The sequence below is a fragment of the Paenibacillus sp. genome, assembly GCF_035645235.1.
GTDB lineage: Bacteria > Bacillota > Bacilli > Paenibacillales > YIM-B00363 > Paenibacillus_AE.
Genome location: NZ_DASQMZ010000211.1, coordinates 19,692 through 40,266 on the forward strand (window position 1 = coordinate 19,692; position 20,575 = coordinate 40,266).

13 protein-coding genes are annotated in these 20,575 nt (G+C 64.8%); all 13 read left to right on the plus strand.

Features of this window, described 5'->3' with window-relative positions; all coding sequences use genetic code 11:
- Positions 1-292: 292 nt before the first annotated feature.
- The 13 genes from VEZ38_RS19970 to VEZ38_RS20030 all read left to right on the plus strand — a co-directional run bounded on the left by VEZ38_RS19970 (position 293) and on the right by VEZ38_RS20030 (position 20,535).
- Positions 293-1,213 carry an ABC transporter permease gene (locus tag VEZ38_RS19970; RefSeq protein ID WP_324896681.1) on the plus strand — a complete coding sequence of 307 codons (921 nt, stop codon included), beginning with the start codon at positions 293-295 and terminating at the stop codon, positions 1,211-1,213.
- A gap of 13 nt (positions 1,214-1,226) precedes the next feature.
- On the plus strand, positions 1,227-2,114 hold the full coding sequence (locus tag VEZ38_RS19975) for a carbohydrate ABC transporter permease (RefSeq protein ID WP_324896683.1): 888 nt from the start codon (positions 1,227-1,229) through the stop codon (positions 2,112-2,114).
- Positions 2,115-2,216: 102 nt separating this feature from the next.
- Positions 2,217-3,776, plus strand: coding sequence for an ABC transporter substrate-binding protein (locus tag VEZ38_RS19980; RefSeq protein ID WP_324896685.1), 1,560 nt, complete (start codon positions 2,217-2,219; stop codon positions 3,774-3,776).
- A 105-nt stretch (positions 3,777-3,881) separates the two neighbouring features.
- Positions 3,882-4,862: a Gfo/Idh/MocA family oxidoreductase gene (locus VEZ38_RS19985; protein ID WP_324896687.1), complete on the plus strand. Its 981-nt coding sequence runs from the start codon at positions 3,882-3,884 to the stop codon at positions 4,860-4,862.
- On the plus strand, positions 4,859-7,234 hold the full coding sequence (galA, locus tag VEZ38_RS19990; RefSeq protein WP_324896688.1) for a beta-galactosidase GalA: 2,376 nt from the start codon (positions 4,859-4,861) through the stop codon (positions 7,232-7,234). Before VEZ38_RS19985 ends, galA begins: the two co-directional genes overlap by 4 nt.
- Entirely contained in the window at positions 7,231-9,510 is a 2,280-nt protein-coding gene (locus VEZ38_RS19995; RefSeq protein ID WP_324896689.1) for a DUF5703 domain-containing protein, read from the plus strand. Before galA ends, VEZ38_RS19995 begins: the two co-directional genes overlap by 4 nt.
- Positions 9,511-9,531: 21 nt before the next feature.
- Positions 9,532-11,670, plus strand: a complete 2,139-nt coding sequence (locus tag VEZ38_RS20000) for a right-handed parallel beta-helix repeat-containing protein (RefSeq protein ID WP_324896690.1) — start codon at positions 9,532-9,534, stop codon at positions 11,668-11,670.
- A 7-nt stretch (positions 11,671-11,677) separates the two neighbouring features.
- Positions 11,678-12,580 (plus strand): aldo/keto reductase, encoded by a 903-nt coding sequence (locus tag VEZ38_RS20005; RefSeq protein WP_324896692.1) that lies wholly within the window; start codon positions 11,678-11,680, stop codon positions 12,578-12,580.
- Positions 12,581-12,595: 15 nt separating this feature from the next.
- The gene (locus VEZ38_RS20010) at positions 12,596-14,191 is read left to right on the plus strand and encodes a DUF4038 domain-containing protein (protein WP_324896694.1); all 1,596 of its coding nucleotides are present in this window, start codon (positions 12,596-12,598) and stop codon (positions 14,189-14,191) included.
- Positions 14,188-15,789: a glycoside hydrolase family 43 protein gene (locus VEZ38_RS20015; RefSeq protein WP_324896696.1), complete on the plus strand. Its 1,602-nt coding sequence runs from the start codon at positions 14,188-14,190 to the stop codon at positions 15,787-15,789. Before VEZ38_RS20010 ends, VEZ38_RS20015 begins: the two co-directional genes overlap by 4 nt.
- A complete protein-coding gene (locus VEZ38_RS20020) occupies positions 15,786-17,714 on the plus strand; it encodes a hypothetical protein (RefSeq protein WP_324896697.1) in 1,929 nt (642 codons plus the stop codon). The genes VEZ38_RS20015 and VEZ38_RS20020 overlap by 4 nt, the downstream gene beginning before the upstream one ends.
- Positions 17,711-19,768 (plus strand): right-handed parallel beta-helix repeat-containing protein, encoded by a 2,058-nt coding sequence (locus VEZ38_RS20025; RefSeq protein WP_324896699.1) that lies wholly within the window; start codon positions 17,711-17,713, stop codon positions 19,766-19,768. The genes VEZ38_RS20020 and VEZ38_RS20025 overlap by 4 nt, the downstream gene beginning before the upstream one ends.
- Positions 19,769-19,869: 101 nt before the next feature.
- Positions 19,870-20,535 (plus strand): SanA/YdcF family protein, encoded by a 666-nt coding sequence (locus VEZ38_RS20030; RefSeq protein ID WP_324896701.1) that lies wholly within the window; start codon positions 19,870-19,872, stop codon positions 20,533-20,535.
- Positions 20,536-20,575: the final 40 nt, after the last annotated feature.

The window sequence follows — 20,575 nt, forward strand, 5'->3', positions numbered from 1 at the left end:
TCGAACCAAGAGGACGCCGTCAGGCGTTTTTCTTACGTTCCCGGCGCGCATGTCGGGCGGACTGTGAAATCGGGCCTACGCTTGGGGTCGCGTCGGGAACGGCTGCCGGTTCCCATTGTACAGTGCGGTTCCGATCGTATAGTGGCCGCCGAAAACCCGCGCCGCATCAAGGTTTTTCGGCCATAGATCTATCCGGAGATTGCAGTTTATTATTTACAGTTTCCTTCCGTTTCTTCCTCGTGCATAGTGAGGGTACAACAACGACAAGCAACACATTCGAGAGGTGATCCGCTTGAGAGGCATTCTGACGGAATGGCGCTTATTCAAAAAGAATATCGAGCTCTTCGTGCTTGGCTTACCCGCAGTCGTCTACATTTTTATTTTCGCATACCTGCCTCTGGCGGGTTTGGTGCTCGCCTTCAAGGACTATCGCTACGATAAGGGGATTTTCGGCAGCGACTGGGTAGGGTTCAAAAACTTCGAGTTTTTCTTTACGTCGCAGACCGCTTTCATCGTAACGCGTAACACGATCCTGTATAATGTCGCGTTCATCGTCGTCGGACTCGTGTTTTCGCTGCTGTTCGCGGTGCTCCTTAACGAAATCACGAGACGATGGATCAAGGTGCACCAGACGGCGATGTTCCTTCCTTATTTTCTATCGTGGGTCGTCATCAGCTATATCGTGACGGGCTTCCTCGATCATAACCACGGTTACATGAACCAGGTGTTGATGCAGTTCGGACTCGACCCGGTGTTCTGGTACAACGAAGCGAAGTACTGGCCTTGGATTCTGATTTTAGTCAGCCTATGGAAGGGCGTCGGGTTCTCGACGCTGGTGTATTACGCCGGCATCCTCGGCATCGATTCGTCTTATTACGAGGCTGCGCGCATCGACGGAGCGACCAAGACGCAGATGGCGTTCCGCATTACGCTCCCGTTGCTGGCGCCGCTGATTTCGATCTTGCTGATCATGAGCATCGGCGGCATCTTCCGGGCGGACTTCGGATTGTTCTACTTCATCCCGAACGACTCCAGCTTCCTCTACTCGGTGACGGATGTCGTAGACACGTATGTCTTCCGTGCCTTGAAGAACATCGGCGATATCGGCATGTCGACGGCCGTAGGCTTCTACCAATCCGTCGTCGGACTCGTGCTTGTCGTGCTGGCAAACTACATTATTAAAAAAATAAACGACGAGAACTCGTTGTGGTAAAGGAGCGACGGATATGACAACGCAATCGAAAATGAATTTCGCGCAAGTCGGCATCAATGCGATGTTTACCGTCGTCTCGATCCTCATGATCATGCCGCTCGTGCTCGTCATCTCGATCTCGATCAGCGAGGAGAAGACGCTGCTGACGAACGGGTACCGGTTCCTTCCGCAGCAGCTGGACTTTACCGCGTATAAGCTGATTTTGCAATCGCCGGGCGTCCTGCTGAACGCCTACGGCATCACGATCCTCGTGACAATCTTGGGCACAATATTGAGCCTGTTGATGACCGCGATGATCGGGTACGCGATTTCCAGGCGGGATTACCGGTACGGCCGCGTCACCACGTTTTACATTTTCTTCACGATGCTGTTCAGCGGCGGCTTGGTGCCGTCCTACATCTTAATTACGCAGTACCTGCACCTGAAGGATACGCTCTGGGCGCTGATCATTCCTTACTTGCTGAGCCCGTTCAATATTATGCTCATGAAGGGCTTCCTTCAAAAAATTCCGGGCGAAATTATCGAATCGTGCAAGATGGACGGCGCCGGGGAACTGCGGATTTTCTTCCGCATCATTCTACCGCTGTCGACGCCCGCGCTCGCTACGCTCGGCTTGTTCATCTCCTTCATGTACTGGAACGACTGGTGGCTCGGGTTGCTGTATATCGACAACCAGAAGCTGGTTCCGTTGCAGCTCATGCTGTATCGCATGATGAACACGATCGACTTCTTGTCCACCAACCTGCGCCGATTGAACGTCATGATCGATCTGGCCGATTTCCCGAGCTTGTCCGCGCGCATGGCGATGGCGGTGCTGGCGGCGGGACCGATGATGTTCGTGTTCCCGTTCTTTCAGCGGTATTTCGTCAGCGGCCTGACGGTCGGTTCGTTGAAAGGCTGACAACCGCAACGTATGCATTACGCCCGGTTTTAGGTCGTCCGGGGGCTAACAGTCCCGGACGGTTTAAGATACAATAAAAATATTCGTAGGAGGTCAGTAAAGATGAAAGGGTTTCCAAAAACTATGCTTCGTTTGACGGTGCTGGCATTATCTTTGATGCTCGTGCTTGGCGCTTGCTCCAACGGCGGTTCGGGCACGGAGCCGGCTCCGGCTCCGGCGGATTCCAACTCCAACGGGACGACGGCGGAGACGCCGAAAGACGATCCGGCGCCGGCCGAAGAACCGAAGCTCGAGGAAGTCGAACTGGTTTGGTACTACCCGCAGCCGTCGAACCAGCCGGACCTGCAGAAGATTCAAGACGCAGTCAACAAGATTACATTGGAAGCGATTAACGCGAAGGTCACGCTCAAGCCGATCGACTTCGGCGATTACACGCAAAAGATGAACACGGTCGTCGCCTCCGGCGAGAAATTCGATATCGCATGGACCGCGAACTGGGCGTTCTTCTACGGCCCGAACGTCACGAAGGGCGCATTCCTGCCGCTCGACGACCTGCTCGCCGAGCACGGCAAAGAAATTCAAGCGGAAATTCCGAGCTTCGTATGGGACGCAACGCGCGTGAACGGCAAAATTTACGCCGTGCCGAACTATCAGACGGTCACGAACCGCGAGGGCTTCGTCGTACAGAAGCGTTTCGCTGACAAGTACGGCTTAGATCCGAGCGCGATCAAGACCGAGCGCGACATCCAGCCGTTCCTCGAGAAGGTCGCAGCCGGCGAGCCGGACATCGTTCCGTTCGGCATGGACCGCAACGGCGGCTTCTCGGCGATGGCGAACGGCATCGAGTATGTCGGCGCCCACGTCATCGGCATCCATAAGGACGATCCGTATAAAGCGATCGTCATCCCGCAGACGGAAGCGTATAAGAACAACGTAACGATGATTCGCGAATGGTACGAGAAGGGCCTCGTCAATAAAGACGCCGCTACCGTAAAAGCGTTCGACGATATCGTCAAGACCGGCAAGCTCGCGGTCGTCAAGGATAACGTCATGCCTCCGGGCGGGGAAGTCGGCGAGAAGGCGTCCAACGGCGGCCACGACGTCGTATACGTCTACCTGACGGAGCCGTACACGGGGACGAACACGATCATCACGACGATGCAAGCGATCAGCCGCACGTCCGAAAATCCGGGGCGCGCGATGATGTTCATCAACCTGCTCAACACGAATAAGGATCTCTACAACTTGCTCGCGTTCGGCATCGAAGGCACGCACTATTCGAAGCTGTCCGACAACATGGTGAAGATTAACCCGGACGCAGGATATAACCCGAACACGAACTGGGTGTTCGGCAACACGTTCAACGGCTACTTGGTTGAAGGCCAATCGCAAGAAATCATGGACGCGGTCAAGCACGAGAACGAGACGGCGACGCCGTCCCCGCTCATGGGCTTCTCGTTCAACGACGAGAACGTCAAGGCGGAGATCGCGAACATCTCCGCGCTGGGCGACCAGTACAGCCCGGGTCTCGGAACGGGCGCGGTCGATCCGGCGAAGGTGCTGCCGGAATATCTCGACAAGCTGCAGAAGGCGGGCGTCGAGAAGGTACGCGAAGAAGTGCAGCGTCAGATCGACGAATGGCGCAAAGCGAACGGAAAATAAAATACGAGCCGTAATTCGTTACGGTCGGGGAGCTCCCTGCGCGGCCATGCTGCGCAGGGATTGCTTTACCCGCCGAAGGCGGAAGGGCGAAGGAGCGTTACGGACATGGATCGGAAACTGAGGGTGCTGGTTATCGGGAAGACGAAGGAATGGGTGCCGCAGTGGCTCGCGCGCGAGGACGTCGAGCTGGTCGGACTGGTGGATGCACATCGGGAGTCGGATTGCTATGAGGGCGTCCCGGAATTCGAAGACCTGGAGACGGCGCTCGGGACGACGTCGTTCGACCTCGTCGCGATGGCGACGCCGCCTTGGGCGAAGACGCCGATGGCCCTCGTCGAGCGACTGGCGCGCCTAGGCCATGACGTATACTTGCAGAAGCTCCGTCCGCCGGAGCCGGACGCGGGGGAGACTTTGCTGGCGCTGGCGGAGGAGACGGGGCGCACGATCGCGATCGGGGAAGCGTATCGGTACGACCCGGCGATCCGCGCGGCTCGGCGTTGGATCGGGGAAGGCGCGCTCGGGGACGTTTTCGAAATCGAATGGAACTGCCGCCGGGAGAACCTGGATGCCGCGTGGGCGAGTGCGTATCGCCACGTCATGCTCGAGGACCTGACGTATCATCATGCCGGGGCGATCCATGCGTTGCTCGGCGTGCGCTGGGAGCGCGTGTACGCGTGGTCTTGGACCCCGTCCTGGTCGATCGAGCCGAATACGAACGCGGCGATTTTGGCCGTCGCCGACAATGGCGTCCGGCTGCAATATACGGCGACCTGGGCGGCGTCCGCGGAGCTGACGCCTTGGCTCGGCGATTTCCGGCTCGAGGGGGCGAAGGGGTCGCTTCGGTACGAGGGCGGACGGCTGACGCTGCGCGGCAGGGACGGCGAGGAACGGTTCTCCGGACCCGCGGCGGAGACGGCGGACGGCGGTCCGGTCGGGGTCGCCGGCATCGTCGACGATTATATTCGTTCGGTCCGGGCATCGCGCCGCACGGCGCACGATATTCGGGACATGATTCCGGCGCTGCGCCTCGTCGAGGCGGCGCTGCGGTCGGCGTCCGAGCGACAAGAGACGAGAGGGAAAGGATGAAGAGCGTCATGACGGGCAAGGCCGCGGCAAGAGAGACGATGCGGTTCGACGAGGGGTGGTATTTCCATCGGGGGGACATCCCGATTCCATACGCGGTGAAGGCCGGACGGACGGGCGGCTTTACGGACTGCGAGAAGCCGGAGCACGGGCAGTGGCTCGAAATCGCGTATTCCGACGAGTTCTCCGAAGGGGTCATGGATCCGAAAAAGTGGGAGCTCGTCGATTTGCCCCACGACTGGGCGATCGAGCAGAGCTACGTAAAGCACTACCCGAAGGGCAGGGCGCATCTTGCGATCGGCATCGGCTGCTATCGGAAGCTGTTTTCGATTCCGGCCGAGGACGAAGGGAAACGCTTCTCGCTGCGGTTCGACGGCGTCATGCGGAACAGCACCGTGTGGGTGAACGGGCATCTGATCGGGACGCAGGCGAGCGGGTATACGAGCTTCACGTACGACATTACGGACGTCCTCCGTTACGGCGACGAGGGGCGCAACGTCGTGTTCGTCCGCGTCGACGCCTCCGAGTACGAGGGCTGGTGGTACGACGGCTGCGGCATCTACCGCCATGTGTGGCTGACGAAGACCGATCCGCTGCGGGTGAAGGAATGGGGCACGTTCGTGACGACGCCGGAGGTCGACGCGGCGCGGGCGAAGGTGCGCGTCGAGACGGAAATCGTGAACGGGCTGCGAGAAGCCGCCGACTTCCGCCTCGTGACGGAGCTGCTCGACGCGGAAGGCAAGAGCGTCGCGCGCGTCGAGAGCGACGAACGGCTCGAGGGGGATGCGGAGGGCGCGTTCGCGCACGAAGCGATCGTCGCCGAACCGCGGCTGTGGCACCCGGACCGCCCGAACCTGTATCGGGCGGTCACGAGTATCCTGCGGAACGGCGAGACGGCGGATACGTACGAGACGACGTTCGGCATCCGCACGATCGAGTTCACGAAGAACGACGGGTTCTTTATGAACGGCGAGCCGCTCGTCATCCAAGGCGTATGCGTGCATCAAGATTTCGCGGGCGTCGGCGCGGCGCTGCCGGACCGAATCCAGGAATACAAGATCGAGCTGCTGAAGGAGATGGGCGCCAACGCGTACCGCTGCGCGCATCATCCGCCGACGCCGGAGCTGCTGGACGCGTGCGATCGGCTCGGCATGCTCGTTATGGACGAAAACCGCAAGCTCGACAGCTCGCCCGCGGGGCTCGCCAACTTGGAAAGCTTGATTCGGCGGGACCGAAATCACCCTAGCGTCATTATGTGGAGCATGGAAAACGAAGAGGTGCTCGAGGGCACGAAGACGGGCGCCCGCATTTTGGATACGCTGGCGCGGCGGACGCGCAAGCTCGACCCGACGCGCCCGGTCGTCGCCTCGATGAACCACGGCTACCATACGGGCGGCTACGCCGACGCCGTCGATATCGTCGGGTACAATTACGGCACCTACGATAACGACCGGGATATCCGCGACAAGGCGACGTACCCGGACCGCATCGTCATCGGCAGCGAAAGCGCTTCGTATACGGTGACCCGGGGCATCTACGCGGACGACGAACGGAAGGCGTATTGCTCCGAGTACGGCACGAAGCTGGCCCCATGGTGCGTCAGTCCCGAGCGGGTGCTGCGGAGCCTTGCCGAGCATCGCTTCCTGACCGGTACGTTCGTCTGGACGGGCTTCGACTACAAAGGAGAGCCGACGCCGTACAACTGGCCGGCGATCGGCTCGCACTTCGGGATCATGGACAGCTGCGGCTTCCCGAAGCATAACTACTACTACTACAAGGCGAATTGGACGGAGGAGCCGGTCGTGCACTTGTTCCCGCATTGGAGCTGGCACGGCCGGACGGGCGAGACGATCGACGTCTGGGTGTACAGCAACTGCGAGACCGTCGAGCTGCTGCTGAACGGACGCTCGCTCGGGGCGCAGCCGGTCGACAAGCTCGGACACCTGGAGTGGAAGGTGCCGTACGAGCCGGGCGCGATCGAAGCTCGCGGCTATCGCGGCGGCGCCGTAGCGACGACGCACGTCGTCGAGACGACGGGCGCGCCGTCGGGCATCGCGCTTGCCGCGGACCGGACGACGATCGCCGCGGACGGCCGCGACGTCTCCATGATCCGCGTCTCGATCGTCGACGAGCGGGGCCGCGTCGTGCCGACCGCCGACAACGAGGTTCGGTTTACGGTCGAAGGCGCCGGCAAGCTGATCGGCGTCGGCAACGGCGATCCGTCGAGCCACGAGTCCGACAAGGCGCCGTATCGCCGCGCGTTCAACGGCTATGCGCTGGCGATCGTGCAGGCGGGGAAGGAAGCCGGCGAGCTCGTCGTGAAGGCGGAGGCGATCGGCTTGCGGGCGGCGGAGCTGCGGCTGGAGACAAGATGACGGACGCGGCGCGGAACGACCCGGGAACCGAGCAGGGAAGCGCCTGGGTGCGGCGGTACGATGTGCGCTGGGACGCCCCGAGCCGCGGCGCGGCCGAATCGATGCCGCTCGGCAACGGGGATATCGGATTGAACGTCTGGGCGGAGCCGGACGGCGACCTGTTGTTTTATATCGGTAAAACGGACGCCTGGAGCGAAAGCGGACGCTTGCTCAAGCTGGGCCGACTGCGGCTGTCGTTCGAGCCGAACCCGTTCGCGCTCGGGCGGCCGTTCCTGCAGGAGCTCGACCTCGAGCGCGGGACGATTCGGATCGAAGCGGGCGAGGGCGAGGAGCGGGTGTTCCTTCGCCTGTGGGTCGATGCGCATGCCCCCGTCATCTATGCGGAGGCGGAGAGCGCGCGCGCCTTCCGGCTGACGGCGTCGCTGGAGACGTGGCGCGACGCGGCGAAGACGCTGGAGGGGCATGCGCTCGGCTCCGCCAATTTATCGGGTGCCCCTTGGCCGGTCGTCGAGGACGGGGACGTCGTCGTCGGCGGCGCGGAGCCGCGCATCGCGTGGTACCACCGCAACGAACGCTCCGTCTGGGCGGACGGCTTACGGCTGCAAGGCTTGGAGCGGCTGATAGAGGACGGCGCGCCGGATCCGCTGCTGCACCGGACGTTCGGCGGCATCGTGCGCGGCGAGGGCGGCGCGTGGGCGAAGTCCGGCGCGCGCGCGTTGACGACGTCGGCGCCTTCGACCGAAGCGGCGATTTCCATTCGCGTACTGACGGCGCAGACGGCCAGCGGCGACGACTGGGTCGCCTTGGCCGAGGCGGCGCCGGCGGCGCGCACGGCGGCGGAGCGGCGGGCGGCGTACGACCGGCATCAGGAGTGGTGGCGGGCGTTCTGGTCGCGCAGCCGGATCGAAGTGCGCGGAGCGAGCCCCGAGGCGGCGGAGGAGGCGTTCGTCGTATCGAGAGGGTACGCGCTGCAGCGCTTCATGAACGCCTGCGGCGGGAGGGGCGCGTATCCGATCAAGTTCAACGGCTCGATCTTTACGTTCGACGTCGCCTACGACGACGGATACGGCTACTCGGGCGTCTTCGACGCCGACGAGCGCCGCTGGGGCGGCGGGTATTGGTTCCAAAACACGAGGCTGCCGTACTGGTCGATGCTGGCGGCGGGCGATTTCGATCTGATGATCGCGTTATTTTACATGTTTCGCAACAATTTGCAGTTGGCGGAGGAGCGGACGCGGCGGTACTATGGGCACGAAGGCGCGTGTTTCCCGGAGACGATGACGTTCTGGGGGGCTTACTTGAACCCGGATTACGGATGGGATCGCGACGGCAAGCCGGTCGGACAGGTCGACAACGCCTACATTCGGCACTACGCGCAAAACAACCTCGAGCTTTGCTTGCTCATGCTGGAGCACTACGCGTACTCGGGCGACCGGGACACGTTCGAGTCGGCGTCGCTGCCGGTCATCGTCTCCTGCCTGCGCTATTTCGCCCTTCGATACCCGACGGACGAAGGCGGCCGGCTGCGGATCGAGCCGGCGCAGGCGCTCGAGAACTGGCACGAGGCGGTCAATCCGCTGCCCGAGCTCGCGGGGCTGCGCGTCGTGCTCGACCGGCTGCTCCGGCTGCCGGCGCCGGGGGGCGCAGGCGGCGACGAGGCATGGGCGGCGCTGCAAGCGGAGTGGACGGCGCTGCGGGACCGGCTGCCGGACGTGCCGGAGACGACCGCCGAGGACGGATCGGTCGTCTACGCGCCTGCGGAAGCGGTGTTCGGGGAGTTGATGAACACGGAGAACGTCGAGCTGTACGCGATCTTCCCGTACCGTCTGGCCGCGGTCGGCACGCCCGAGCTCGAGAAGGGGCGGCGCACGTTCGAGCGGCGACGCTTCGCGCGGACGGGCGGCTGGCGGCAGGACGCGATTCAAGCGGCTCAGCTCGGGCTCGCCGAAACCGCCCGCTCGTACGTCGCCGAAAATTACGGCAAGTTTTTCGCCGGCGCGCGCTTCCCGGCGTTCTGGGGCCCGAATTTCGACTGGATGCCGGATCAGGATCACGGGAGCGTGGCCAATACGGCGCTGCAGGCGATGCTGCTCCAATGCGACGGGGAGCGCATCTTCGTCTGCCCGGCGTGGCCCAAGGCGTGGGACGCGGATTTTCGGCTTCTCGCGCCGGGGGGCGCCGTCGTCGAGGGTCGCGTAACAGGCGGCGAGCTCGTACGGCTGCGGGTGACGCCGGCGCATCGCGAGAAGGATGTCGAGGCGCCGATAAGACATTGACGAAGGGAGTAACGAACCGATATGAAGAATACGCTGCATCTGGCGCCGGAAGGCCGGGACGACGCCGACGGCACGGCGAGTTCGCCGTTAAGAACGCTGCGAGGCGCGATCGAACGCATGCGCGAGCTGCGGCGCGAAGGACGGGCGCCGGACGGCTTCGAGGTGCTGCTGCATCGCGGCAAGTACCCGGCTCCGGAAGGGTTGCTGCTGGAGGGGGAGGACCTCGGCGACGCGCAGCGGCCTGTCATCATCCGGGCGGCGGGCGACGGGGAAGCGATCGTGACCGGAGGCGTCGAGCTAAGCGGCTTCCGTCCGCACGCGGACGGCGTCGTCAAGCTCGATCTGGCGGCGGCCGGCCTCGCGGGCCTTCGCTTCTCGCAGCTGCTGTACCGCGGCGAGAAGCAGCGGATCGCGCGGTACCCGAAGTTCGATGCGGACAATCCGTACGGCGCGGGATGGCTGTACGTCGAAGGGGATCCCGTAAATATGTACGAGGGGGGCCACGGGGAGCGGGACCGGTTCGTCTGCCGCGACCCGCGGCTGAAGACGTGGTCGAACCTGGATCGGATCGAGTTGTTCATTTATCCGCGATTCAACTGGACGAACGATATCGTGCCCTTGCGCAGCTACGATCCCGACACCGGGGAAGTCGTGCTGGCGCGTCCGGCGCTGTACGAAATCTATCCGGGCGACCGGTTTTATTTCCGCAACGTGCGCGAGGAGCTGACGCAGCCGGGGGAATGGTACCTCGATCGCGAAACCGACACGCTGTATTTCTATCCGCCCGACGGCGCCGCCGCCGAGGACGTCGCGGTATACTTGCCTACGGCGGAGCACTTGATCGAACTGCGCGGCGAACGCGAGCAGCGGGAGGACCTGTACGCGGAGAAAATCGATTGGTCGGAGTCGGGCACCTACACGCACTACGCCGAACGGATGCCGGAACGGACCCCGCGCGGCTTCGTCACCTTGGAGGGCTTGACGCTCGAGGGCTGCAGCGGCACGGCGGTGTTGATGCGCGACGTATCGGGCTGCCGCGTCGTCGGCTGCACGGTGCGCTACACGGGAGCGGCCGGCGTGACGGGACTCGGGGGCCGGGAGAACGCCGTCGTCGATTGCGATATTTATGAAACCGGAAGCCACGGCATCTACTTGTCCGGCGGCGTCCGCAGCCCGTTCGCCGGCCGGTTCGACCCTTGTGGACACGAGGCGGTGAACAACTACGTTCACCATATCGGGACGGAGCTCAAGAGCGTCGCCGGCATCTCGATCCACGGCGTCGGCATCCGCGTCGCGCACAACCTGATTCACGACGGGCCGCGCTGGGGCGTCCAGTCCCGGGGGAACGACCACGTCATCGAGTACAACCACATTCGCCACGTCAACGTGGAGACGAGCGACACGGCGGCGATTTACCTCGTCGACCGCGACTTAACGATGCACGGCACGAAAATTCGATATAACCGGATTCATGATATTTTAGGTTATCACGCGGAGAACGGCGTATGGATGTCGCCGGCGTTCGCCTTCGGCATCTATTTGGACGACTTTACGAGCGGCGTGGAGGTGTACGGCAACGTCACGTACCGGACGCCGGGAGGCGGCTTGTACCTCCATGCGGGGCAGGAGAACACGATCGAAAACAATCTTTTCCTCGATACGGCCAAGGAGCTGGCGAAGTTCCGGCGCTGGCGCGAGGAAGTCGAATACCGTGCGCTGCGTACGCGCGGGGTCGGGCTTCGCCGCAACGTCGTGCGCCGCAACGTCTTCGCCTCCGCGGGCGAGCAGGCGGTGCTCTACCGGTTCGACACGTCGCGGGACGCCCAGGGGCGGCTCGATCTCGACACGAACGTATGGGAAAACAACCTCGTCTGGCAGTACGGGAAGCCGACGACGGTGCGCGTCACGGATCGCGAGTATGAACGGTTCTTGACGTTCGCCGAGTGGCTCGAGCTCGGACTCGAGCGCGGCAGCGTCGAGGCCGATCCGTCGTTCGACGCGGACGGCCCGCATCCGTATGCGCTGCGACCGGACAGTCCGGCGCTCGCGCTCGGCTTCGAGCCGCTGCCGTTCGAGCGGATGGGCTTGACCCGCCGCGTTCGGGAGGCGCCCGGGGTTCGCGAATATCCGGTCAAGACGCCGGCGACGAAGAAGGAGTGAGGTTCCAATGGAGTATACGGTATTCGGAAAGACGGGACTGAAGGTTTCGAAAATGGGTCTCGGCGGCGCCCCGCTGGCCGGCGACTTCGGCGCGACCGACGAGGCGGAGGTGCAGCGCGTCATCCACGAAGCGGTCGACTCGGGCATTAACTTTATCGACACCGCGCCGCTCTACGGCCGCGGGGAATCCGAGCGCCGCATCGGCCGGGCGCTCGAGGGCGGGTACCGCGAGCGGGTCGTGCTCGCTTCGAAGGCGGCGCGCTCCGATATGCGGTACGACTATAAGACGATCGTACAATCCGTCGAGGACAGTCTGCAGCGATTGCGGACGGATCGACTCGACCTCGTGCAGCTGCACGACGTCGAAACGCAGCCGTTCGAGCTGATCGTCGAAGAAGCGATTCCGGCGCTGGAGAAGCTGCGGGACGACGGGAAGGTGCGCTTCCTCGGCGTCAGCACGAGGCACTTGGATTTATTGATGCGGTATATGCGAACCGGTTCTTTCGACTCAGTCCAGTTTTACGCCCGCTACATGCTGCTGGACCATACGGCGAAAGACGCGCTGCTGCCGCTCGCGCGCGAGCTGAATCTCGGCGTCATCAACGGCAGCGTGCTCGGCATGGGCATCCTGGCGGAGACGCCGGCGCCCTTCCTCGGGGAAGAGACGCTGGCACGCGCCCGGGAGGGCATCGCGAAGCTGGATTTCCTGCGCACGAAGGAAGGACCGGGCGGACTGATCGAGCCGGCGATGCGTTTCAGCTTCGCGAACCCGGATATCCACGTGACGCTCAGCGGCGTCGCGACGCTCGCGGCGCTGCGCATGAACGTCGCGCTCTGCGACGGGCGCGGCCTGAACGCGGAGGATCAAGCGAAGGTGTATGAGCTTTTTCAGGGAAATACGGTGTTTTAAGGGGGAGCCCAAGAGATGGAACGACGCGCGGGGGTATGGCAGGCGGTCGAGTTGGAGTTTACGGCGGAGCGGGAAACACAGCGGCCTTACGCTGAGCTGGAGCTGACCGTGACGATCGAGTCGCCGTCCGGGCGGCTCGCGCAGGTGCCGGGCTTCTGGAAGGAAGGGCGCCGGTGGGGCGCGCGTTTCGCCCCGAGCGAGGCGGGAACTTGGAGGTGGGGCACGTCGTCAGCCGATCCGGGCTTGGACGGACGGGCGGGAACCGTCGAGGCAGCGCCGTACGAAGGCGATAATCCGCTGTTTCGCCACGGCTTCCTCGGCGTTCACCCGTCCGGGCGGGCGTTCGCGCATGCGGACGGCACGCCGTTCTTCTGGCTCGGCGATACGGTCTGGTCGGTGACGGCGCACGGGGAGCGAGAGGAGTGGGCGCGGTACTTGTCCGTTCGCCGGGAGCAAGGGTTCAATGTCGCGCAGATCGGCGCGCTGCCCCAATGGGACGCCTCCGGCGCGCCGCGGCGCGAGCCGTTCGAGCGGGACGCGGACGGCGGCTACGATCTGGACAAGCCGAACCCGGCGTACTTCGATATGCTGGACGGCATCGTCGCGGCCGCGGCGGAGGCGGGCATCGTGCCGGCGCTCGTACCGATCTGGTTTAACTACGCGCCGGGCACGAACCTGAACTGGGATTTGGAGGTGCCGCGGCCGTTCGTCTTCGACGAAGCGTCGGCCGCGCGATACGCCCGATTCCTCGCGGCGCGGTACGCCGCTTACGGTCCCGTGTGGCTCGTCAGCGGCGACACCGACTTCGCCCGGCCGGAGACGATGCCGGTGTACGACGCCGCCGCGCGGGCGATTGTCGCGGCGTCGCCTTACCCGCCGCTCCTGACGGTGCATATGGTCGGAGGCATGGCGACGCCGGACGTCGCGAACGAGAAGCCTTGGCTGTCGTTCCATATGTACCAGTCGGGCCATTCGAGGAAGAGCGCGGCGAACGCGAGGCGGCAGGGCGCCGTCGCCCGGTCGCTGGCGCCGGTGCGGCCGGTGCTGAACGGTGAGCCATGCTATGAAAACATCCGCATCGGGGACGACGGCGGCCGGACGAGCGATCGGGCGTACGTAAGAACGGTGGAGTGGGTCAGCGTCTTGTCCGGCGGCAATGCCGGCCTCACCTTCGGCAACCACGGCCTGTGGCCGTGGCATCGCGAGGAGACGGCGTACGCTTTCTCGCTGTACGGCGAGCCGATGCCGTGGGAGACGGCGCTTCGGTCGGAGGGCGGCGCGGACGCGGCACGGCTGAAGACGTTCATCGCCGCGCTTCCTTGGTGGGCACTCGAGCCGACCGAGCTCGCGGCCGCCGAGCCCGCGCCGGCCGAACTGGCCGCTTCGGCGACGAGGGACGGCGAGGTCCTGGCCGCGTACGCGGCGTCGCCTTGCCGATTGACGGCGACGCTTCTCGAAGGGGGCGAATACGAAGGCGTCTGGTTCGATCCGGCGACCGGGCGGACGGCGCAAGCGACGGTGTCGCGCGAGGGCGCCGACGTCGTCGTCGAGCCTTACGCGTGGGACGGCGACGGCGCGCTGGCGCTCCGCCGGAGGGAGGGGAAGGTATGACGGCCGCGTTCCGCAACCCGATCGTGCCGGGCGATTACCCGGATCCGTCCATCGTGCGCGTCGGCGACGATTACTATATGGTGACGTCGACGTTCCAATTTTTCCCCGGCGTCCCGGTCATGCACTCGAAGGACCTTGTCCATTGGGAGACGATCGGGCATGTCATTATGCGCCGGGAACAGTTGGACCTCGTCGGCATCCCGGATTCGTTCGGCGTGTTCGCGCCGGATATCTCTTACGCCGACGGCAAGTTTTGGGTCGTGGTGCCGTATTACCACGGCCGTCCGCGCTGCACGAACATCCTGTATGTGGCGGACCGGCCGGAGGGGCCGTACAGCGAAGGCGTGCCGCTCAATCATCATTTCATCGACCCGTCGATCTTCCACGACGACGACGGGCGGAAATATCTCGCGTTCGGCGGCGGCTGGGTGCACGAGCTGGCGGCGGACGGCTCGGGGCTCGTCGGCGAGGCGAAGCAGGTGTGGCCGGGCACGGGCGGCGCCGCGCCGGAGGCGCCGCATCTCGTCAAGCGGAACGGCTGGTACTACCTCATGCTGGCGGAGGGCGGCACGTTCTTCGACCATATGGAGACGGTCGCCCGCAGCAAGTCGGTGTGGGGGCCTTACGAGCCTTGTCCGCATAACCCGGTGCTGAAGCAGCGGGACCCGGAGCGGCGCCTCCAGCGCGCGGGCCACGGGAAGCTGGTCGAGGCGCCGGACGGCCGCTGGTTCATGGTGCATCTCGGCGGACGGCCGCTGACGCCGGGCGGGGACTGCCCCCTCGGACGCGAGACGTTCCTTGCGGACGTCGCCTGGACGGACGACGGCTGGTTCGTCGTCGGCGAGGACGGGGCGCCGCAAGAGACGGTCACGCTCGATGCGCCGGCGGGCCAGCCGCTGTACGAGGCGGGGGAGACGATCGATCGGTTCGACGGGCCGCGCCTGTCTCCCGAGTGGGAGTGGGTGCGACATCCGTTGCCGGGGGGCTATGCGCTCACGGAGGCGGGGCTCGAAATCCGCTGCCTGCCGTTCATCCCGTACAGTCCGCAGGAGACGTTGATCGCGACGCGGCGCTGGCGGCATCTGTCGTTCGTCGCGGAGACGTCGCTGACGTTCGAGCCGGCGTCCCTCGGGGAGGAGGCGGGTCTCGTCATGTACCGCGATACGGACGGCTATCTGGCGTTCACGGTACGGCGCGGCGTCGGCCAGACGTCCGGGCAGATGTTCGACGTGAAGCGGCTGCACGAGGTGCAAGAGCATGACGGGCTGTTCGTGCAGGTAGAAATTTTCGAAAGCGTTCGTCGCAAAACCCTTGCGCTGATGCCGCTTTCGATCGGCGCGGGCGACCGGCTCGCGCTGCGCGTCGAGCTCGACGAGGCGGACGGCGGCGCGATGCGTCTTTCCTACAGCGAGGATGGCAAGGCCTATGCGCCCGCCTGCGCGCCGGTGCCGGCGGCGTTCCTGTATCCGGACCGGGCGCCGCGGTTTCATTGCTTCACGGCGCCGCGCGTCGGCGTGTTCGCGCGCGGCGTGTACGGCACGCCGCACGGCCGCGCGACGTTCGAACAATTTACGTACCGATGGGGGAGACAGCGATGAACGGGAACATCATTCCGCGGCTCGAGGCGAAGGAGCGGCGCGTGCCGCCGGCTTGGGCGCTGCTGGAGCGCCGGTTGTTCGACGCGCTGAACGACGCTGCGGTCGAGTTCGCGAAACGGTACGTCCGGCCGGACGGCACGCTCATTTGGCGCAAGGACTGGCCGGGCATGGACGGCTCCGACGATCCGTACGAGGGCTTTATGTATTTGTCGTTGCTGTACACGCTCGGCGGCAGCGAGGAGTCGTACCGTCTTGCGCGGGAAGTGTACGAGGGCATTACGTGGCAATGGACGGAATACGGGCAAATTCATCGGGAGTTCGACGCGTATTACGACTGGATGCATCATGGGGAAGGGTATTTGTTTTTCTACTTCCTCGGCTTGAACGACCCGGCGTCGCCGCGCGACCGGCAGCGGGCGGTGCGCTTCGCGAAGATGTACACGGGCGAGGACCCGGCGGCGCCGAATTACGACCCGGAGCGCAAGCTCATCCGTTCTCCGATCAACGGCAGCCGCGGCCCGCGCTTCGAGATGTCGGCGGAGGATTGGTCGACGCACCGCGACGTGCTCGACGATTATCCCGCGCCGTTCGAGGACATTCCGGGCGTCGACTTCGCGAGCGGCAAATGTCCTTGGAGCGACGACGCGGTGTACCCGCATATTCTGCGCATCATGAACGAGCGGATGGCGAAGGGCGACGTGCCGCTCAACCTGAACGCGACGTCGCTCGTCGCCCACGCTTACATGTACACGGGCGACGAGTCGCTGCGCCGCTGGGTCGAGGAATACGTAACGGCTTGGGCGGAGCGCGCCAAAGCGAACGGCGGCGTTATCCCGGACAACGTCGGGCTCTCCGGAAAAATCGGGGAATACATGGACGGAAAATGGTGGGGCGGCTACTACGGCTGGCGCTGGCCGCACGGCTTCCTTACGATCATCGAGCCGGTGCTGAACGGCACGATGAACGCGGCGCTCTTGACCGGGGATCCGACGTATCTCGAGCTTGCGCGCGCGCAGATCGACGAGATGTGGAACCGAGGCCGCGAGGAAGGCGGGCAATGGGTCGTGCCGCATAAGCATTACGACGCCGGCTGGACCGATTATAAACCCGCGAACCCGCTGTATCCGATCTATCTGTGGTACGCGTCGATGGCGGACGAGGATTTGGCGCGCGTGCTGCGCGTCGACGTGCCCGAGCATTCGCGGGACATCGACGTGCCGAGCCGGTCGGGCACGGGGCCGAACGGGAAAAACACGAAGCACTTCAATGCGAATTGGATGCCCTGGTTTCAGTTCATCCGCGGCGAACGTCCGGATTATCCGGAGCGCATCCTCGAGGCGAATTTCGAAGTGCTGCACCGCCAGCTGGCGAAGCTGCGTTCGCCGGAGGGCGATCCGAAGCGGTGGACGACCGACGGATTTTCGGTCGAAGATATTTCCAGCATTCATAAATGGCAGGAATACTGCCCCGTATATTTCGAAGGGCTGCTGCAGCTGACGCTGGGCGCGCCGATGCACTTGTCGCACGGCGGCCTGCAGCATGCGCGCGTGCGGTACTTCGACGCCGACCGCAAGCGACCGGGATTGCCGGCGGACGTCGCCGCGCTCGTGGATGAGCTCGGGGCGGATTTCGCTCGGCTGCACCTCGTCAACGTCTCGACGACCGAGTCGCGCGAGACGATCATTCAGGGCGGCTCGTTCGGCGAGCATCGCATCGACGCGGTCGAGACGCTGAACGCGGCGGGCGAGGTCACCGAACGGACGGAGGTCGGCGGGAAGTATGTCGCCGTCTTGCTGCAGCCGGGCGCGGGCGTAACGCTGCGCCTTCGCATGACGCGCTACGCGTATCGTCCGTCGTACGATACGCCGTGGCGCCGCTCCGCGGACGAGGCGCTGCTCGCGGGCCGGCCGGGGTACGAAGCGTGAGCGGCGGCGCGAGCGCGTATTACGTCTCGCCCGCGGGCGACGACGGCTGGTCGGGCGGGCTGCCCGAGCCGAACGCCGCCCGCACGGACGGCCCGTTCGCGACGGTCGCGCGGGCCCAAGCCGCGATGCGCGCCGAGCGCCGCGATCGGGTGCTGCTGCGCGGCGGGACGTACCGGCTCGAGGCGCCGCTCGTCTTCGGGCCCGAGGACGGCGGCGCTCCGGCCGTCTACGCCGCCTACCCCGGCGAGACGCCCGTTCTGGACGGCGGTCGCCGTCTTGAAGGGTGGCGCGAGACGTCGCTGGAGGGCGGGCGGCGCGCGTGGGTGTGCGACGTGCCCGAGGCGGCGGACGGCCGCTGGGCGTTCCGCCAGCTGTGGACGAACGGCGAACGGCGCCGGCGTCCGCGGCTGCCGAAGTCCGGCCTGTACCGGATGGCGGGCGTACCCGGCATGTCGTTCGACGACGAGCTGTTCGAGGGGACGGACACGTTCGAATTCGCCCCCGGGCACATCGACGCCGAGTGGCGCAACCTCCGAGACGTGGAGGTCGTCGTTCCGCATTTCTGGACGGACGAGCATATGCCGATCGCGGCGGTGGACGCGGCGGCGCGGACGGTGCGGTCGTCGCGGAGGAGCATTTTCGTATTAAAGGACGATTATGTTCCCCGCTGCGCGGACTACTACGTAGAAAATGTCTTCGAAGCGCTGACGGAGCCCGGGGAGTGGTATCTCGACCGCCCGGCGGGCAAGGTCTACTACGTGCCTCATCCCGAGGAGACGCTGGACGGCTTCGAGGCGATTGCGCCCGTCGCTCATCAGCTGCTCGTGCTCGCGGGGGATCCGGACGCGGGTCGGCTCGTGGAAGGGCTGACCTTCGAGGGACTGGCTTTCCGTCATACGGAGGCCTCGCTGCCGCCGGGCGGGGGCGAGCGGTTCGGGCGGCCGGGCATCGACTTCGCGGCGGCGCCGCAGGCGGCGATTCACGTGCCGGGCGTCGTCTCGCTGACGGGCGCGCGGGATTGCGTCTTCCTTCGCTGCGAGATCGCGCATGTCGGCTGGTACGGCCTCGAGATCGGCGACGGCTGCGCGGGCATCCGGGTCGTCGGCTGCGCGCTGCGCGACTTGGGCGCCGGCGGAGTGAAGGTCGGCGGTTCGGACGCGAGCGGGCCAGTGGCTCGCCGGTGCGGCGGCCATACGCTGACGGACAACGCGTTGTCCGGCGGGGGCCGCGTGTTTCACAGCGCGACGGGCATCCTGCTGGCGCACGCGTTCGATAACGAGGTATCGCATAATTTGATCGAGGACTTCTTCTACACGGGCATCTCGACCGGATGGGTATGGGGCTACGGGGAAAATGTGTCCAAGAACAACCGCATCGAGTACAATCGAATTCGCGATCTTGGGCAAGGGCTGCTGAGCGACATGGGCGGCGTGTACGTGTTGGGCGTCCAGCCCGGCACCGTCGTGCGCGGCAACGTCATCTCCGACATCGAGAAGAAAAATTACGGCGGGTGGGGCGTCTATCACGACGAAGGCAGCGCGCACGTGCTTGTCGAGGATAATATCTGTTATCGCACGAGCAGTCAGGGCTTCCATCAGCATTACGGGCGCGAAAATACGGTGCGCAACAATATTTTCGCGTTCTGCGGGGAGGGCCAGGCGGCGCTGACGCGGGGCGAGACGGCGCATACGTCGTTCACGCTGCTTCGGAACATCTTCGTCTCCGACGGCCAGCCGATGTACGCGGTCCGCAAAGACCGGCCGAAGAGCTTCCTCTCGGACCTGAACATGTTTTGGGACGTCTCGGGACGAACGGTCGTCGCCGCGTCGTTCCGCTACGCGGACGCCCGCTTTCTCGTCGACGACGAGACCGACCTGGCCGCTTGGCAAGCGGCGACCGGCAACGATCTCGCTTCCGTCGTCGCCGATCCGCGCTTCGCGGACGCGGCGGCCGGCGACTTCCGGCTGCTTCCGGACTCTCCCGCGCTGCGGCTCGGCTTCCGGCCGATCGACGCCGAACGGGCCGGGCCGCGCGGAGGACGCCGGGACGGCTAAGCGGGGCGTCGGTGGGTGCATTTTCCGAAACGTCCGAAACTTTCTGCTTTGTCGACGCGTCTCTACCTATACGACCGAGTAGAGATATAGGGGGAGAAGCGATGTCACTCCTGTGGAGAAGGGCACTCGCGTGCTTCGTCATCGCGGCCGTCGCGCTCGTCGCGGCGCTGGCGGCGATGAACGCGCGCGTCGAGACGGCGTCCGCGCCGTTCCTCGTGTCGGCGGAGAAGGCGCCGGAGGCGGAAGCGATCGTTGTGCTTGGCGCAAGGGTATATTCGGAGACGAGCGTGTCGCCGATGCTGCACGATCGGTTGGAGACGGGCCTGGCGTTGTACGAGGCGGGCAAGGCGCCGAAAATCATTGTCAGCGGGGACAACGGGCAAGCGCACTACGACGAGGTGAACGCGATGAAGCGGTTCCTGCTCGATCGCGGCGTACCGCCCGAGGACATCTTTATGGACCATGCGGGCTTTAGCACCTACGAGAGCATGTACCGCGCGCGCGACGTCTTCGGCGTGCGGAAGGCGATCGTCGTCACGCAAGGCTACCATCTGAAGCGGGCCGTCTACGTCGGCCGCGCGCTCGGCATCGACGCGTTCGGCGTCGCGAGCGACCCGCGGGAATACGTCGGCGCGGCTCGGTACGAGGCGCGGGAGAAGCTCGCGCGGGCGAAGGATTTCCTGCTCGTCCACACGACGCAGCCGAAGCCGAAGTTTCTCGGCGAGCCGTTCCCGATCACGGGAGACGGCCGCGCGACGCATGATTGAGCGGAAAGCGAGCGAAACCCAGTCCGGGGACGGACTGGGT

What these genes read in the sequence shown, in the direction of transcription:
- VEZ38_RS19975 (WP_324896683.1), top strand. Translation starts at nt 1,227, where the DNA reads ATGACAACGCAATCGAAAATGAATTTCGCGCAAGTCGGCATCAATGCG.
- VEZ38_RS19980 (WP_324896685.1), top strand. Translation starts at nt 2,217, where the DNA reads ATGAAAGGGTTTCCAAAAACTATGCTTCGTTTGACGGTGCTGGCATTA.
- VEZ38_RS19985 (WP_324896687.1), top strand. Translation starts at nt 3,882, where the DNA reads ATGGATCGGAAACTGAGGGTGCTGGTTATCGGGAAGACGAAGGAATGG.
- galA (WP_324896688.1), top strand. Translation starts at nt 4,859, where the DNA reads ATGAAGAGCGTCATGACGGGCAAGGCCGCGGCAAGAGAGACGATGCGG.
- VEZ38_RS19995 (WP_324896689.1), top strand. Translation starts at nt 7,231, where the DNA reads ATGACGGACGCGGCGCGGAACGACCCGGGAACCGAGCAGGGAAGCGCC.
- VEZ38_RS20000 (WP_324896690.1), top strand. Translation starts at nt 9,532, where the DNA reads ATGAAGAATACGCTGCATCTGGCGCCGGAAGGCCGGGACGACGCCGAC.
- VEZ38_RS20005 (WP_324896692.1), top strand. Translation starts at nt 11,678, where the DNA reads ATGGAGTATACGGTATTCGGAAAGACGGGACTGAAGGTTTCGAAAATG.
- VEZ38_RS20010 (WP_324896694.1), top strand. Translation starts at nt 12,596, where the DNA reads ATGGAACGACGCGCGGGGGTATGGCAGGCGGTCGAGTTGGAGTTTACG.
- VEZ38_RS20015 (WP_324896696.1), top strand. Translation starts at nt 14,188, where the DNA reads ATGACGGCCGCGTTCCGCAACCCGATCGTGCCGGGCGATTACCCGGAT.
- VEZ38_RS20020 (WP_324896697.1), top strand. Translation starts at nt 15,786, where the DNA reads ATGAACGGGAACATCATTCCGCGGCTCGAGGCGAAGGAGCGGCGCGTG.
- VEZ38_RS20030 (WP_324896701.1), top strand. Translation starts at nt 19,870, where the DNA reads ATGTCACTCCTGTGGAGAAGGGCACTCGCGTGCTTCGTCATCGCGGCC.